Source organism: Chloroflexota bacterium (genome assembly GCA_040902225.1).
In the GTDB taxonomy this organism is placed as follows: Bacteria; Chloroflexota; Limnocylindria; order QHBO01; family QHBO01; genus CF-167.
Genome location: JBBDXT010000002.1, coordinates 126,905 through 142,065, shown reverse-complemented (window position 1 = coordinate 142,065; position 15,161 = coordinate 126,905). Strand labels below are relative to the sequence as shown.

The following is a 15,161-nucleotide window of genomic DNA, read 5'->3' as shown; positions in this document are numbered from 1 at the left end:
CCAGGTAGATGGCGGCCAGGATCCCCGCCAGCGGGATCAACAGGGTGAACGGACTGATATCCATTTGCGCCATGAGGTTGTCACCAGGTCATCGCGGCGCAGCCTCGCAAGCAGGGGATAGATCGTTCCTTCACTCGTCACCAGGCCTCCGGCCTGGGCCAGCACGCGCACGATGTCGAACGCGTACGACTCGGCATCGCGCAGGACGGCGAGCACGCAGTACTCGGCAACGCCGCGCCGAAGCTCGGTGAAGGGTGGGAACGACCTCGCCGCGGCGCGAAGTTCTGCGCGAACTGCGGAACCGCGACCGTAGCGTCTGCCTAGAATCGGCCTGTCGATCTCCTTTCCACAGGGAGCCGAGCAATGAGCCACCACGACAAGCCGGCCGCCAAGAAGGCAGCGGCCAAGCCGGCCGCCAAGAAGGCAGCGGCCAAGCCGGCCGCCAAGAAGGCAGCGCCGAAGAAGAAGTAGGCGACGTTGCCGGATTGCCGCGGCGAAAAGCGACAGCGCCAAGGGGCTCGATGGTCCCTAATCCGCAAGTGCCGGCCGTGAAAACCGCTAGATCTGCCGCATGGCTCCGGGACGCTGTGCCGGTCAGTCGGCTCCGCCCACCGACACGCGGAAGGCATACGCCGCGTCACCCTGCGGCCCTTGGCCCTGGAGGGTCACATCCCAGACACCGGCCTTGGGCATGGTGATGAGAAGGTCGTTCTCCTCTCTCACCACCAGCTCCGCCGGGCTGTTGGCTGGGCCGTCCACCTCCGTGGCCGATGCGGTGAAGGACCAGCCCGTGAGGTTTATCCAGCTAAGGGCGACGTCACCCGGTGCGGGCAGGCTGACCGGCATCTCATCGAAGTCGGGCTCCGCCTCAACGCAGGTTTCCACTCCACGACCATCGAGCGGGCCCCAGCAGTAGGCAAAGGCTGGAATGTCGACGGCGATCTCGGAATCCACGAGGGGAGGAAAGATAGAGAGCGCCGGCGGACGCTCCGGATCAAGGAACGCCTCCGGGGGATCGTGGACCTCCCACGGCAACGAACACCCCGAGGTCGCGAGAAGGACGGCGACCGCAAGCGCCTTGCGCACGCCGTCCCGACGCAGGCATCCGCTGTTTGGTTCCGCCGGTGCGGCGCGACCGCTCATCCGCGGGCCCAGGGTCCGCGGGCTAGACCTGCTGCATCTGCTGGATCGGTCCGGCGAACCTAACACCGGTGGCGTGGATGGGGCAGTAACCAGCCGGGTTCCTGGCCAGGTATTGCTGGTGGTAGTCCTCGGCGAAGTAGAACTCCGGGGCATCCACGATCTCGGTGGTGATGGCACCGTAGCCGGCCTTCGAAAGCTCGGCCTGGTACATCGCCCGCGACGCGTTGGCGGCGTCCCGCTGGGCATCGGTGTGGGTGAAGATAGCTGACCGATACTGGGTCCCCATGTCGTTCCCCTGGCGGTAGCCCTGGGTCGGGTCATGGTGCTCCCAGAAGACCCGCAGCAGCTCTTCGACGCTGACCCGTTGCGGGTCGTAGACCACGCGCACGCTTTCGGCATGGCCGGTGCGTCCCGAGCAGACCTCGTTGTAGTTGGCGTTGGGCGTGAAGCCACCCTGGTAGCCGACGGCGGTGACGATGACGCCTGGCACCTGCCAGAAGTCCTTCTCGGCGCCCCAGAAGCAGCCAAGGGCGAAGTCGATGACCTGGGCACCATCGGGATACGGGCCCGTCAGCGGCTGTCCATTGACAAGGTGGCGCTCTGCGGTGGGGAGGGGCTCGGTGCGGCCGCGGTGCGCGTCGGCCGGATCGGGCATGCTGGACTTGTGACCGAAGCTGAACATGGAGCGAAGTCTACGTGAGGCGAGACAGGGTCGGGTGAAGGCTCGATGAAGGTTCGTTGTCAGATCGAGTGACGACCGGTTGCAAACGACTCGCCATGGCCTGGAACGACGATGTCCGCCTCTGCCAATATTCGGGCGCGGCTCGTCTCCAGCGCCCATTGGTCATCGGCCAGCGGATCGACCTCCGGCGTTCGGTCGGTCCGCCACCAGGCATGAGTGCAGGCCACGACGCCCGCATCGGTCTCAACCAACAGGGTCGCATCCTGGTTGGTGTGACCGGGCGTCAGGATCAGCCGCGCATGGTCGCTGACCTGGTATCCGTCTCCTTCATGGTCGAGCCACTGGTCGCCCCGATAGCGCGCCCAGAAGTCGACCACCTCGGCGTTTTCGAAAAGACCGATGTTGATGGTGTGATCGGGATGGTGGTGGGTGACGACCACGTGGGTGACGTCACCGGGCCTCATGCCCAGCCGGCGGAGAGGAGCAAGGATCAGCTCCGGATCCGCCACCATCCCCGGGTCCACCACGATCACCGCCGCACCGTCGAGCACGAGGCTGACGCTGCTCGCCACGCCGTCGTCCCGGACGTAGCCCGCGTGGAGAAGGTGATGCGCCGCGGCCACCTGGCGGTGGCCTAGAGGGCCCGCATCCGGTTGTTCTTGGGGTTGTGCTCGACCTCGGCGAGCCCCAACGCTTCGAGCAGGGGTGGCATGTACATCCCGAATCGGCCGCGCAGGCCCTTCTTCAGGCCGTACCAGCCCCCAACCGGGTTGTCCGGGGAGCGGCCCCACGATTCGACCGTTCCCTCGGCCGCCTCTTTCTGCTCGTCCGCACTGCCGAGCGGCATCCAGTCGCCGTGGGCTTTCAGCCTCGCGTGCAGATCCTCGATCGCGCGAAGGTCGTAGCGCAGCTGGGTGGACCCCACCTGGCACACGATCGCGGGCGGATCGAGCGTCTCGTCGCGATACATCTCGTACTCCGAGGTTCCGGTCGGAGTCCGCAGCTCCCAGGGGTCGGCCTTCGTGCCCGATCCCGTTGCTCGGCTCGCCGTCATCGAAACGTCTCCAGTGGTGTGGAGACACGATTCTACGCGCGGCGAGACCGGCACTGGACCGGGTTGGGGAAGGCCTGTGGAAAAGGACGAATCGGTCCAAGAAACTCGGGGATAAATGGGGTTGCCGCTCCCAGGCAGAGCGGGCTATTCTGCGGTCGTCCCGAAGGGGCAGCGATACCGGATCACGAGATTGCATCAAGCGTTCCGGTACCGGTGTGGCAGTCTCGCACTGCGGCGCCGGGCGCAGTTCCTTCGGGGCATTTCATTGCCCGCCTCCTTGAAGGATCCCGCCAGTGAGCGACCCACGGTGGGCTGTGGTTTACGAGCGGGACGTGGCGGTCGCCACCACCACCGAGGTCTAGCGGTCGCCGTGCTCGACGCTCATCGCCTCCACCTCATCGATCGTCGTGAGCACCGCGATCGGATCGAACCCCTCGGCGGCGAGTCCGTCCAGGGACGCCCGCATGAACGCGTGCTGGCGCTTGATCGACGCGGGCGGAAGCCGTCGATCGGTGCGCGCCGCATTCCGCTCCAGGCATGTGGCAAGCGGCAGGTTGAAGACGATCGCCGCAGCGGGGCGGCCGAGCCGCCTCGCCACCGCCAGCAGGCGCTCTCGGGCCCAGCTCTCGACGCTCGTCGCATCGACCACCGTGAGCTTGCGACGGGCGAGGCGCATGGCCAGCGCCGTATGGAGCAGCTCGAACGCCGCATTCGTCGCCGTCTGGTCGTTTGCATCGTCCGCGACCATGGCGCGCAGTGCATCGGACGAGAGCACCCGGGTGGGCATGAAGTGGCGTGTCGCGAAGGTGCTCTTTCCCGATCCGCTCGGGCCGACCAGGACGACCATGGCATCGCCGGGGATGCGAATGGTCACACGCCGTCGCTCCAACGCGAGAGGGGAGCCAGCAGCTCGGGTCCCTCATTCCGCACGTTGTTGACCGCCGGTGAGACGGCGTATGCATCCAGGGACTCTGCTGGCGCAGGGCGCAGCAGCGACCGAACCTCTATGGCCGACGTCGTCTCGTTCAGCCAGGCGTCCCAGGCCGTCGGGTCGAGGACGACCGGCATCCGGTCGTGGAGGCGAGCCACGAGCTCGTTCGGATCGGTGGTCAGGATCGAGCACGTATAGAGGCGAGCCGCCGTATCGGGGTCGCGCCAGCTCGACCAGAGCCCGGCGAGGGCGAGTGGTTCCCCATCGGATCGGCGCACCGCGAAGGGCTCCGATCGGACGACGCGGCCCGTACCTGGATCGCGACGGCGTCGCCATTCGTAGAAGGCATCGGCCGGGATGATGCAGCGGTGGTCCGCAAATGCCGAGCGGAAGGCCGGCGATGTCTCAGCCGTTTCCGCGCGGGCATTGATCAGGCCCGCGCCACCCCTGGCTGTCTTGGCGAAGAAGGGGACCAGGCCCCAGCGGAAGGCGTCGACGGTGCGCTCACCGTGGTGCTCGACGACCGCCGCCACCTCGTCGGTCGGGGCGACGTTGAATCGGTCGCCGGCAATGTCCGCGGCCGGCCGCGCGTGGAAGATGAGGGCCAGCTCCTCGGCCGAGCGCGGCTGCGCGAATCGACCGCACATCTTCCCGGGGAGGACGGGAGGCTCAGGCCTCCGAGGCCGCGCACTCCTGGCACATGGCCGCGTCGGGGATCGGTGGCTGCGGCGAGCCGGTGGCGCGTGGCAGGGTCCGGCCGCAGATCGTCTGCTCCGGATCGCGCTGCAGATGCACCTTCGAGAACTGCCGGTCTGGCAGGCGCCAGGTCACGTAGCGTCGTTCGTTCGTCGTGGTTGTCGTTGTCATCTCGATCCTTGGCGCAGGGGGACCGCGGGCGTCGCGGCGGGGACGCATATTGTGCCCGAGAACGGGCTCCGGCACAAGCGGGCCCAGGCGCGTGGAGGCGATGACGAGCCGTCGCCCGGCGCGGCATGATGGTGGCGTGACACGCATCGGCATCCTGACCGGCGGCGGCGACGTGCCGGGGCTCAATTCCATCATCAAGAGCGTCGTCTATCGAGGCTGGGAGATCGGCTGGGAGACGATCGGCATTCGGCGAGGATGGAAAGGCCTGACCCACCTGGGTCCTGCGGCCGCTTCGGATGGCGAGTTCGTGGTCGCGCTCAGTCGCGAGAGCACGCGGACCATCGACCGGAGCGGGGGCACCATCCTGCATACCTCACGCACCAACCCGGCCCGCATGAAGCAGGATCGCCTGCCCGAGCAGCTCGACCCCGGGCGCCTGGCCGGGCTCGAGGTGGCCGAGGGTCGTTATGACCTGACGCCAGTGGTGCTGGAGAACATCGAACGCCTGGGGCTCACCCACCTGGTCGCCATCGGCGGGGACGACACCCTGGGATACGCCGACCGGCTCGCGCGCGAGGGGGTTCCGCTGGTCGCCATTCCCAAGACGATGGACAACGACGTGCAGGGGACCGAGTATTGCGTCGGCTTCTCGACCGCCGTCACGCGGGCCAAAGAGCTCATCAACCGGCAGCGGACCACGCTGGGCAGCCACGAACGGATCGGCGTCTTTCGCATCTTCGGGCGCAACAGCGGCTACTCGGCCTGGTACGCCGCCTACGTGACGAGCACCCGCTGCGTCATCCCCGAGGCCCCTTTCGACCTGGACAAGCTCGCCAAGCTGCTGGCCGAGGATCGCGCCGCCAACCCGAGTCGCTATGCGCTGGTGATCGCATCTGAGGGAGCCTCTTGGGCCGGAGGGACGCTGGAGGAGTACGGAGAACCCGACGCCTACGGCCACCGTCGACCGGTCGATGTCGGCTCGATGCTGGCCGATGAACTGCACAGGCGCACCGGCGTGGAGGCCGTCCATTCCGACCTCACCTATGACCTGCGCAGCGGCGATCCCGATGCCCTCGACCAGATGGTGGCGACCACCTTCGCGAACGTGGCGGTCGACCTGCTTGCCGCTGGTGTGCACGGGCGAATGGTCGCGATTCGCGATGGCAAGTACTCGCACGCCGCCCTGCCGGACCCGGCCCTGGGTCCACGGCACGTGGCCGTGGCGACCATGTACAGCACCGAGCGGTTCCGGCCGATGTACGACCATCGGCTCGGGATGCCGCTCCTGCTGGGACCCTCGATCGGGGCGTAGGCCGCGTTGGCGCTGGCCGGTGGACTATCCCCTACCGCCCAGCCCGGTCCATACACGCCGCCACGAACGATGCCCACAGGCGCTCGAGGACCGGGGGTGACGACTCGGTCCTCTCCGGGTGGCACTGGACCCCAATCAGCCAGCGGTCAGGATCCGTTGACTCCACTCCCTCCACCAGTTCGCCCGCGTCCGCGTGCTCGGCAACGGCCGATATCCGCAGTCCAGGCGCCACGCGATCGGCAGTGATCGCCTGGTGGTGGTAGCTGTTGACCACCAGGTCGTTCGAGTCGCCGAGGATCGCTGCCAACCGCGACCCCCCGCTGAGCTCGAGCCGATGCCGCGTCACGTCCGGCGACGGGTACGGGCTGCTCTCGTGGTCGTCGAGGTGCTGGACCAGCGAGCCACCGGCGAAGACGTTGATCGCCTGGAGTCCGCGGCAGACCCCGAGGATCGGCACCCCGGCCTCCATAGCCGCATGGAACGCCTCGTCCTCCAGGGCATCGCGTCCCGGCTCGGCGGCCCTGGCCCCGGCGGGCGCCTCCCCGTAGCGAGCCGGGTCGATATCGGCGCCACCGGAGAGGAGCAGCCCGTCCATCGCGGCAAAGGCCGCCGCCCGTTCGGCCGCTGATGTCCGCTCGTCGAGCGGCACCGGAGCTGCACCCGCCCTTTCCAGTGCCTCGACGTATCGGCGGTTCTTGAGCTCAGCCACCGAGGGATCGGGGGAGCTGGCGGGATTGGCGAGGGTCGTGACGATGCGAGGCCGATCCATGCGGTCATCCTACCTGCCCGCCGGGTGACCCTTGACGCCCGCGAGGCTGGCGCGCATAGTACGCGCGACGATATAGCGGGTAGCGCTATATCGGTTCACGACCGATGGGAGGCGCATCTTGGGAACTGACCGATCCACCAGCGACCTGGGCCGATTTGCCGAGCCGGCGCTCCTCATCCTGCTGAGCCTTGCCGACGCTCCGAAGCACGGCTACGCGATCATGACCGACGTCAACGTCTTCGCGGCGAGCCCGATCGGCCCCGGCACGCTGTACGCCGCCCTCGCGCGACTGGAGCGGCGCGGGCTGATCGAGCCGATGGGGCCCGAGGACCGCCGGCGGCCCTATCGACTGACGGGCGCCGGCTCGGAGGCGCTGAGCAGCCACCTGGCCGAGATGCGGCGGCTGGTCCAGGTCGGCCGCGCTCGCCTGGGCGCAGCGAACGGCTGACGATGCCCGCTCCCGCCCGGGCGGTCGGCCTCGTCCTGCGCGCATACCCGCGCCGCTGGCGCGAACGCTACGGCGCGGAGATGGCAGCGCTGCTCGCCGAGCGCGAGCCCGGCTGGCGAGACCTGCTCGACCTAGCGCGCGGTGGCCTTGACGCGCGGCTGCACCGGCTGGTCAGGCCACCGACTCAGTTGGTCGCGGCCATGCCGCGCAGGGAGGTCGTCATGGCAGTGCCCGTTCCCCGACCGTATGGCGTGGTCGAAAAGCAGCCGATCGGCGAGCTCAGCCGGCGCGCGTTCATGGGTCGCATGCTGGGGGTGGGGGCGGGCATCCTGGCGCTGGAATTCATCGGCGGAAGCATCGCCTTCCTCTGGCCGCAGATCCGCTCCGGGCTGGGGGCGAAGTTCCCGGTCGGAACGCTGGCCGACATCCTGGCCGAACAGCCCTCATTCGCCAATGGCTGGCCGTACCCGGTGGGGACCGCCCGGTCCTTCCTGATCAACGTGCCTGCCGCGAAGGAACTGGCCCTCGGACACGAGGCCTTGATCCCGGACCCGAGTGCCGATCAGCTGCTGGCCCTGTATCGGAAGTGCCCGCACCTTGGCTGCCAGGTGCCGGGGCTGTGCGACGAGCTCAAGCGATTCACCTGCCGCTGCCATGGCAGCACCTACAACATCATCGGCGAGAAGCTCAAGGAGGGGCCGGCACAGCGCGGCATGGATCGCTTCGCGGTGCAGATCAACGCGAAAGGGGTCGTCGTCATCGACACCTCGCAGTACACGTTGGGGACCCTCGACCGGCAGGACGTCAACTCCCTCACCTTCGTCGACGCGGCGCCCTACGAACGCAAATGCCAGTAAGCCGATGACCGCCAGGCGCGGCTGGATGGCGGCACTGGTCCTGCTGGCGGCATGCGCGTCGCCAACGTCGAGCCCGCTTCCCTCGCGCCCACCCGTCCCGGAAGGCTGGATCCGCTTCACGACGGCACAGCGCGACCTGGCGGTGACGGTTCCGGGGGAGTTCAGGCTGGACGACAACCAGAGCGGCATCGTGTCGGGGTTTCACGACCCAGCCGCAAACCCGTCGTCCGTGGGTGTCGCGGCCATCGGGCCGACCGTCGTGTCACAGCCGACGCCTCCGTTCACGGAATCGAGCCTGGCGGTGTGGCTGTTGTCGATCATCTCGAGCCGGCGGCCGGAGTCGTACGAGAGCTCATCGGTCCTCCTGCCGATCGGTCCTGCCGTGGAGGTCCGGCTCACGTTCGACAGTGGGACGCCCGACGAGGTAGCCGTGGTGGCGTATGCCATCCCCAGCCGCGGAGGCGTGGCCTATCTGATGGCCAACTGCCAGGCGGAACCGCTGAGCGAATGCGACGAGTTCCTGCGCCTCGTGCCGCAGCTCTACGAGCTGAACTTGCCGGCCGATTAGATGACGTTGAGCTCCCGGTAGGGCTGGTTGGCGGCGATCCGCTCGTAGCCGAGCGGCCTCACGTCGATCGTCTCGTAATCGCCGGTGGCGATCCACTCGGACAGCGCTCGTCCGGCCGCGGGGGCCTGCTGCAGGCCGTGCCCGGAGAAGCCGTTCGCGAACAGGAAGTTGGGCAGGTCAGGGTGCGGACCGATCACGGCGTTGTGATCGAGCGTGTTCACCTCGTAGTGGCCGGCCCAGGCGTCGAGCAGGCGGATCGCCTCGAAGGCCGGAACACGGTGGGCGATCGCCGGCCAGATCACCTGCTCGAACCAGGACCGATCCACCTCCAGGTCAAGGGTGTCGGGATCCGGCTGCTCGCCGTGCGGGGAGGAGCCGGCGATGTAATTCGGCCCCTCCGGCCGGAAATAGACCCCGGAGGTGTCAATCGTCAGCGGGCTCTCCACCCGCGTGCGGCAGTCGAAGTGGAAGACCATTCGCTTGCGCGGACTGACCGGCAGCTGGAGGCCGGCCATGGCGGCAACGCCGCCCGCTCGCGGCCCGGCGGCATTGACGACCCAGTCCGCCGTGATGCGACGTCCATCGGCCAATCGGACCCCGGTTGCGCGGCCACCGTCACGCTCGATCTCGACCACCTCGCCGGCGAGCTCCTCGACGCCACGCGAGCGGGCCTTGCGGCGGAATGCCTGCAGCAGGGCGTAGGCGTCGAACCATCCCTCATCGGCCAGGCCGAGCGAGCCACCCGCCACGTCGTCGACGTTGAGCCACGGGAATCGGGTCCGCAGCTCCATCGGCGTCATGAGCGCCACCTGGACGCCGTGCTCGCGCTGCACCGCGTGGTTGCTCTCGAGGATCGCCAACCCGGCAGGGCTGGCCAGGAAGAGATAGCCGCCCTCCACGAAGTCGATCTCGGGAGCCGCCTCGCCCTCGACCGAAAGCCAGCGTCCCGGGTTCCGGATCACGTCGACCCCGAACCGGCTGATCTCGATGTTCAGTGGGGTGCTGAACTGGAGCCGGATCGAGGCCGCAGAGAGCGTGGTGGACGAAGTCCGGAAGGTGAGATCACGCTCGACCACCACGATCCGCCGATGCCAGTCGGGCCGGCCAGCCAGGAAGGTGGCGACGCAGCTGCCCACGATCGCGCCACCGACGATGACGACATCGGCGTGCTCGGACTTGGTCACAGGCCGATGCTAGCGCGTGCCAAGTAGACTCGACGCTCCATGGCCACCAAGCCGGTCATCCTGGCCGTCGATGACGATCTGCCTGTCCTGCGCGCCGTCGAGCGCGACCTTCGCGCTCGCTACGGGGATCAATACCGGATCGTGGCCGCCAACTCCGGCCAGGACGCCCTGGAGGCCGTTCGGCAGCTGACCCTGCGCGGCAGCGCGGTCGCGCTCTTCATGGTCGACCAGCGGATGCCCCAGATGACCGGGATCGAGTTCCTGGCGCAGGCGGTCGAGCTGCAGGCCGATGCCCGCCGCGTGCTGCTGACGGCGTACGCGGACACGGACGTCGCGATCAAGGCGATCAACGACATCCGCCTCGACCATTACATCCTCAAGCCCTGGGATCCGCCCGACGAGAAGCTGTACCCGATCCTCGACGACCTGCTCTCGGACTGGATCGCAACCTTCCGACCCGCCTTCGAGGGGGTGCGCCTGCTGGCCGGGCGCTGGGCGCCGGGCGGGCACCTCATCCGCGACTTTCTGACCCGCAACCAGGTCCCGTACGCGTGGCTCGATCCGACCGAAGACGCCGAGGGACGGAAGCTCGCCGCTTCCCTGGCCGGAGAGGATCCGCTCGACCCGGCAATCCCCTTGATCCTGTTCGCGGACGGCTCGACCCTGCGCGACCCCTCGACCCGGCAGATCGCCGAGAAGGTCGGGCTGCAGACGCGTGCCGCGCTGCCCTTCTATGACCTGGTCATCGTGGGAGGCGGGCCCGCGGGCCTGGCGGCGGCGGTCTACGCCTCCAGCGAGGGGCTCAAGACGATCCTGGTCGAGCAGGAGGCCCCGGGCGGGCAGGCCGGGACCACCAGCCGCATCGAGAACTACCTGGGCTTCCCGGCGGGGCTGTCGGGTGGGGACCTGGCGCGCCGCGGCCTCGCCCAGGCGCGCCGGCTGGGGGCGGAGATCCTGTCGCCGGACGAGGTGACCGCGATCCGGCGCGAGGATCCGTACCGGGTCGTCACGCTCGCCGCGGCGGGGGACGTGTCCTGCCAGACGGTGGTGGTGGCGACCGGGGTCAGCTACCGGCAGCTCGACGTGCCGGGCGCCGCCGAGCTGGCCGGGGCCGGCATCTACTACGGAGCCGCGACTACCGAGGCCGTTCTGTACCGCGACCAGGAGGTGGGGGTCGCGGGTGGCGGCAACTCCGCCGGACAGGCCGCCGTGTACCTGTCCCGCTTTGCGAAGCGCGTGGTGCTGATGGTCCGCACGCCGGCGTTGTCGGGCATGAGCCAATACCTGGTCGACCAGATCGGCGCCTGCTCGAATATCGAGGTGCGCTTCGAGACGTCGATCACCGTAGCGCACGGCGAGGGGCACCTGGCCTCCGTGAGCATCACCGGTCCGAACGGCGAGGAGGAGCTGCCGCTGGCCGCCATCTTCGTCTTCATCGGCCAGCAGCCCCGCACCGAGTGGCTGGAGGGAACGGTCATTCGCGATCCCGGCGGCTTCGTGCTGACCGGCGCGCAGCTGACCGAGGACGGCAAGCGGCCCGCTGGATGGGGCCTGGATCGGGACCCATTCCTGCTCGAGTCGAGCCTCCCCGGGATCTTCGTGGCGGGCGACGTGCGTCATCGGTCCGTCAAACGGATTGCCAGCGCGGTCGGCGAGGGCGCCATGGCGGTGCAGTTCGTGCACCAGTACCTGTCCGGGCTTTAGGCCGATGGTGCTCGACGCCCTGCGGGCGACGCCGATCTTTGCCGAGGTGCCCGACGAGAACCTCCAGCGCTTGGCGGACCAGGCCATCCCGATGTCGCTGCGCGAGGGCGACTTCCTGATCAACGAGGGCGACCAGGCCGACGACCTGTTCGTGGTCGTCTCTGGCGAGTTCGACGTGACAAAGCGCTCCGGGACGAGCGAGATTCCACTTGCGCGAGTTGGCCCAGGGGCGATCCAGGGCGAGCTTGCGGCGCTCGAGCGTGGCAAGCGGATGGCATCCGTGCAGGCGGTCTCGGACGCCGAGGTGCTGCGCATCCCGTACCTGGCCATGCGCGACCTGCTCTCCGGGGGTCCGGATGCCGCCCTCAGCATCATTCGCACCGTCATCGGGCGGCTGCGCGGGATGGAGGCGACCCTGCGCCAGCGCGAGAAGCTGGCGGGTCTCGGGACGCTGGCCGCCGGCCTGGCGCACGAGCTGAACAACCCCGCCGCGGCCATTCGCCGCTCGGTGGATGCGCTCGACCAGGCGATCGCGACACGCAACGCCCTCCATCCGCCGCATTCGCTCACGCTGTTGCGCCCCGCCGGCCGTGCCGCGCTCGACGCCCTCGACCGGGCCGATGCCGTCGACGAGATCGAGACCCTGATCGGCGACGCCGAGATGGCGGCCGCCCTGGTGGACGCCGGCTGGACGACCCATGAGCTGCGGGGCGCCTTCGCCGGCATGGATGCTTCCGCCGTGCGCGAGGCGGCGGCCTGGCTGGCGGCCACCGCCACGGTCGAGACGCTGATCGGCGAGGTGCGCATGGCCGGCGACCGGATCAGCGAGATCGTCGGCGCCGTGAAGTCGTACGCGTACCTCGACCAGGCTCCCGTGCAGCGCATCGACGTGCGAAAGGGCCTGGACGACACCCTCGTGATCCTGCGCCACAAGCTCAAGGCCGGGATCGAGGTGACCGGCGACTACGACCCGGACCTGCCCGAGATCGAGGCCTGGGGCTCGGAGCTCAACCAGGTCTGGACCAACCTGATCGACAACGCCGCCGATGCGATGGACGGGCGCGGCGCGATCTCCATCCGCGCCGAGCGCGACGGTGCCGACGAGGTCACCGTCACGATCTGTGACACCGGGCCGGGCATCCCGCCCGAGGTGGCCGCGAAGATCTTCGAGCCTTTCTTTACAACCAAACCGCCAGGGATCGGCAGCGGGCTGGGGTTGCACATCAGCCACCAGGTCGTCGTGCGCCACGGCGGCCGGATCGACCTCGAGTCCGAGCCGGGACGAACCTGCTTCATCGTCACCCTTCCTGTGACCCTACCGGCGCGAGCGGCAGAGGCAGGTTCGCCGACACCTTGACCGCCCGCCGTCGCGCGGCGTACGGTCGGCGGCGCATGTACGGGTGGATCGTCTTCGTTCACGTGGCGTCGGTTTTGGCGTTCATGCTGGCGCACGGCGTCCACATGACGGCGATGTGGGCGACGCGCCGCGAGGCCGATCCCGAGCGGATGCTGACCTTCTTCAACGACCTTCCGACCGCGACCGGACTCCGGATTCTGCTCGCTGTCGTCGTGGCCAGTGGGGCGGCCGCGGGCTTCATGGGTTCGTGGTGGGGCAGCGGCTGGATCTGGACCTCATTGGTGCTCTTGGCATTCATCGCCGTCGCGATGTGGCGCTTCGGTGGAGGGTTCTTTGGCCTCGTGCAGGAGGCCGCAGAGGCTGCCGTCGCGGCGCGCACCGCTGATCCGTCGAATCGAGGTCCCCAAGCTGCCTACGACGCCGCCCGACACAGTTGGCACACCATCGGCATGTCAGTCCTCGGGATTGGCGGCGTCGCGGTCATCCTGTGGCTGATGATGTTCAAGCCATTTTGAGTTCTTGACATCGGCCGGGCAGAACGCGTACCGTCCGCGGCACATCTGAATACGGCGACGATCGGGACGAGTACCCGGTCAGGCGAGCCCACAGGGAGCCGGGAGCAGTGGGACCCCGGCGGCGGCGCGACCGGCGAATGGACCCGGGAGCTCCGGACGAGAACGCGTCGGACATCGGTCCAGCGCCAGTAGCGACCGGCGGAGAGGCACCGTTATCGAGGCCGAGACCATCGCCAGCCGGCAACGGCGGGCCGCGGTCGAAGGAGCCCGGGTGAGAGCACCGGGGAACAAAGGTGGCACCACGAGAAGACCCCCTCGTCCTTTCAAGACGAAGGGGTTTGTTGTTCTCAGGAGGTCACCGATGTCCCAGCCACAGCAGCGCCGGTTCATGCTCCCCGAGAGTGAGCTGCCGACGCACTTCTACAACATCGCGGCGGATCTGCCGGAGCCGGCACCGCCCGTGCTGCACCCCGGCACACGCGAGCCGATCGGCCCTGCCGACCTGGCGCCGCTCTTTCCGATGGAGCTCATCAAGCAGGAGGTGAGCACCGAGCGCTTCATCGAGATTCCGGAGCCGGTGCGCGAGGCGTACCGCATCTACCGGCCGTCACCGCTCATCCGCGCATTGGGCCTGGAGCGCGCGCTCGATACGCCGGCGCACATCTACTACAAGTACGAGGGGGTCAGCCCGGCCGGCTCCCACAAGCCCAACACGGCGATCGCGCAGGCTTTCTACAACAAGGCGGAGGGCATCAACCGCCTGGTGACGGAGACCGGCGCGGGGCAGTGGGGGAGCGCGCTCGCCTTTGCCGGCAGCCTGTTCGGGATCGAGACCAAGGTCTTCATGGTCAGGGTCAGCTACGAGCAGAAGCCATATCGGCGCAGCTTCATCGAGACGTTCGGCGGCACCGTCGTGCCGTCGCCGTCGACGGAGACGAATGCCGGACGCACCATCCTGGCGGCCGATCCCGACTCGACCGGCAGCCTGGGGATCGCGATCAGCGAGGCGGTCGAGGTGGCGGCCACCAACGAGGACACGAAGTACTCGCTGGGGAGCGTCCTGAACCACGTCCTGCTGCACCAGACGGTGATCGGGCAGGAGGCCATCCAGCAGATGGCGATGGCCGGCGAGGAGCCGGACGTGGTGATCGGCTGCGCGGGCGGCGGCTCGAACTTCTCGGGAATCGCCTTCCCGTTCCTGCGCGACAAGCTGGCCGGTGACTCCAGGACCCGATTCCTGGCGGTCGAGCCGGCGTCGTGCCCCTCCCTGACCAAGGGGGAGTATCGGTATGACTTCGGCGATGCGGTGGGGATGACGCCCCTGGTGAAGATGCACACGCTCGGGAACGGCTTCAAGCCGGCCCCGATCCATGCCGGTGGGCTGCGCTATCACGGCATGGCGCCAATGGTCTCTCATCTCTACGAGCTGGGCTTCATCGAGGCGCGGGCCTATGCCCAGAACACGTCGTTTGAAGCCGGCCTGCAGTTTGCGCGGACCGAGGGGATCATCCCCGCGCCGGAGTCGAGCCACGCCATCCGGGCGGCGATCGACGAGGCGCTCAAGGCTCGCGAGGCCGGGGAGAGCCGCGTGATCCTGTTCAACCTCTCCGGGCACGGCTACTTCGACATGGCCGCCTACGACGCGTACCTCGCCGGCGACCTCGTTGACGTCGAGTACGAGCCGCAGCGAGAGGCGGTGGCGGTCTAGAGGCCTTGCCCGGATCAGGGGCAGCGACGGCCGGCGAGCCATGGTGATGTGGGCGCGGACGG

Annotated in this window: 18 protein-coding genes; 8 read left to right on the top strand and 10 right to left on the bottom strand. The window is 68.5% G+C overall.

Annotated features, from left to right (window positions below):
* Positions 1 to 36: 36 nt before the first annotated feature.
* The 8 genes from WEB29_00760 to WEB29_00725 all read right to left on the bottom strand — a co-directional run bounded on the left by WEB29_00760 (position 37) and on the right by WEB29_00725 (position 4,677).
* On the bottom strand, positions 37 to 165 hold the full coding sequence (locus tag WEB29_00760; protein ID MEX2135474.1) for a helix-turn-helix transcriptional regulator: 129 nt from the start codon (positions 163 to 165) through the stop codon (positions 37 to 39).
* Positions 166 to 594: 429 nt separating this feature from the next.
* Positions 595 to 954, bottom strand: a complete 360-nt coding sequence (locus WEB29_00755) for a hypothetical protein (GenBank protein ID MEX2135473.1) — start codon at positions 952 to 954, stop codon at positions 595 to 597.
* Between the two features lie 211 nt (positions 955 to 1,165).
* Entirely contained in the window at positions 1,166 to 1,825 is a 660-nt protein-coding gene (msrA, locus tag WEB29_00750) for a peptide-methionine (S)-S-oxide reductase MsrA (GenBank protein ID MEX2135472.1), read from the bottom strand.
* Between the two features lie 59 nt (positions 1,826 to 1,884).
* Positions 1,885 to 2,448, bottom strand: a complete 564-nt coding sequence (locus WEB29_00745) for an MBL fold metallo-hydrolase (protein MEX2135471.1) — start codon at positions 2,446 to 2,448, stop codon at positions 1,885 to 1,887.
* A gap of 11 nt (positions 2,449 to 2,459) precedes the next feature.
* Positions 2,460 to 2,879, bottom strand: coding sequence for a DUF6855 family protein (locus tag WEB29_00740; protein ID MEX2135470.1), 420 nt, complete (start codon positions 2,877 to 2,879; stop codon positions 2,460 to 2,462).
* A 358-nt stretch (positions 2,880 to 3,237) separates the two neighbouring features.
* Positions 3,238 to 3,753 (bottom strand): AAA family ATPase, encoded by a 516-nt coding sequence (locus WEB29_00735; GenBank protein ID MEX2135469.1) that lies wholly within the window; start codon positions 3,751 to 3,753, stop codon positions 3,238 to 3,240.
* Entirely contained in the window at positions 3,750 to 4,457 is a 708-nt protein-coding gene (locus tag WEB29_00730; protein MEX2135468.1) for an SOS response-associated peptidase, read from the bottom strand. Before WEB29_00730 ends, WEB29_00735 begins: the two co-directional genes overlap by 4 nt.
* Before the next feature lie 22 nt (positions 4,458 to 4,479).
* Positions 4,480 to 4,677 (bottom strand): hypothetical protein, encoded by a 198-nt coding sequence (locus WEB29_00725; protein ID MEX2135467.1) that lies wholly within the window; start codon positions 4,675 to 4,677, stop codon positions 4,480 to 4,482.
* A gap of 136 nt (positions 4,678 to 4,813) precedes the next feature.
* On the opposite strand from WEB29_00725, the gene WEB29_00720 reads away from it, so the two are divergent.
* The gene (locus WEB29_00720; GenBank protein MEX2135466.1) at positions 4,814 to 5,989 is read left to right on the top strand and encodes a 6-phosphofructokinase; all 1,176 of its coding nucleotides are present in this window, start codon (positions 4,814 to 4,816) and stop codon (positions 5,987 to 5,989) included.
* Positions 5,990 to 6,020: 31 nt separating this feature from the next.
* Here WEB29_00720 and WEB29_00715 read toward each other — a convergent pair whose 3' ends face one another.
* The gene (locus tag WEB29_00715) at positions 6,021 to 6,758 is read right to left on the bottom strand and encodes a gamma-glutamyl-gamma-aminobutyrate hydrolase family protein (protein ID MEX2135465.1); all 738 of its coding nucleotides are present in this window, start codon (positions 6,756 to 6,758) and stop codon (positions 6,021 to 6,023) included.
* A gap of 118 nt (positions 6,759 to 6,876) precedes the next feature.
* Here WEB29_00715 and WEB29_00710 point away from each other — a divergent pair, with 118 nt between their 5' ends.
* From WEB29_00710 to WEB29_00700, 3 genes are read left to right on the top strand one after another with little or no spacing between them, the layout of a single operon-like run.
* Complete coding sequence (locus WEB29_00710; protein ID MEX2135464.1) at positions 6,877 to 7,206, top strand: PadR family transcriptional regulator; 330 nt, start codon at positions 6,877 to 6,879, stop codon at positions 7,204 to 7,206.
* Positions 7,207 to 7,208: 2 nt separating this feature from the next.
* Positions 7,209 to 8,063 (top strand): Rieske 2Fe-2S domain-containing protein, encoded by an 855-nt coding sequence (locus WEB29_00705; GenBank protein ID MEX2135463.1) that lies wholly within the window; start codon positions 7,209 to 7,211, stop codon positions 8,061 to 8,063.
* Between the two features lie 4 nt (positions 8,064 to 8,067).
* Positions 8,068 to 8,631: a hypothetical protein gene (locus WEB29_00700; GenBank protein MEX2135462.1), complete on the top strand. Its 564-nt coding sequence runs from the start codon at positions 8,068 to 8,070 to the stop codon at positions 8,629 to 8,631.
* Here WEB29_00700 and WEB29_00695 read toward each other — a convergent pair.
* A complete protein-coding gene (locus WEB29_00695; protein ID MEX2135461.1) occupies positions 8,628 to 9,815 on the bottom strand; it encodes an FAD-binding oxidoreductase in 1,188 nt (395 codons plus the stop codon). The genes WEB29_00700 and WEB29_00695 overlap by 4 nt on opposite strands.
* A 39-nt stretch (positions 9,816 to 9,854) precedes the next feature.
* Between WEB29_00695 and WEB29_00690 the strand changes: the two genes are divergently transcribed.
* From WEB29_00690 to WEB29_00675, 4 genes are all read left to right on the top strand, one after another.
* A complete protein-coding gene (locus WEB29_00690) occupies positions 9,855 to 11,519 on the top strand; it encodes an FAD-dependent oxidoreductase (protein MEX2135460.1) in 1,665 nt (554 codons plus the stop codon).
* 4 nt (positions 11,520 to 11,523) lie between these two features.
* A complete protein-coding gene (locus WEB29_00685) occupies positions 11,524 to 12,876 on the top strand; it encodes an ATP-binding protein (GenBank protein MEX2135459.1) in 1,353 nt (450 codons plus the stop codon).
* Between the two features lie 35 nt (positions 12,877 to 12,911).
* Positions 12,912 to 13,391, top strand: coding sequence for a hypothetical protein (locus WEB29_00680; protein ID MEX2135458.1), 480 nt, complete (start codon positions 12,912 to 12,914; stop codon positions 13,389 to 13,391).
* Between the two features lie 361 nt (positions 13,392 to 13,752).
* Positions 13,753 to 15,099: a TrpB-like pyridoxal phosphate-dependent enzyme gene (locus tag WEB29_00675; protein ID MEX2135457.1), complete on the top strand. Its 1,347-nt coding sequence runs from the start codon at positions 13,753 to 13,755 to the stop codon at positions 15,097 to 15,099.
* Positions 15,100 to 15,161 lie beyond the last annotated feature (62 nt).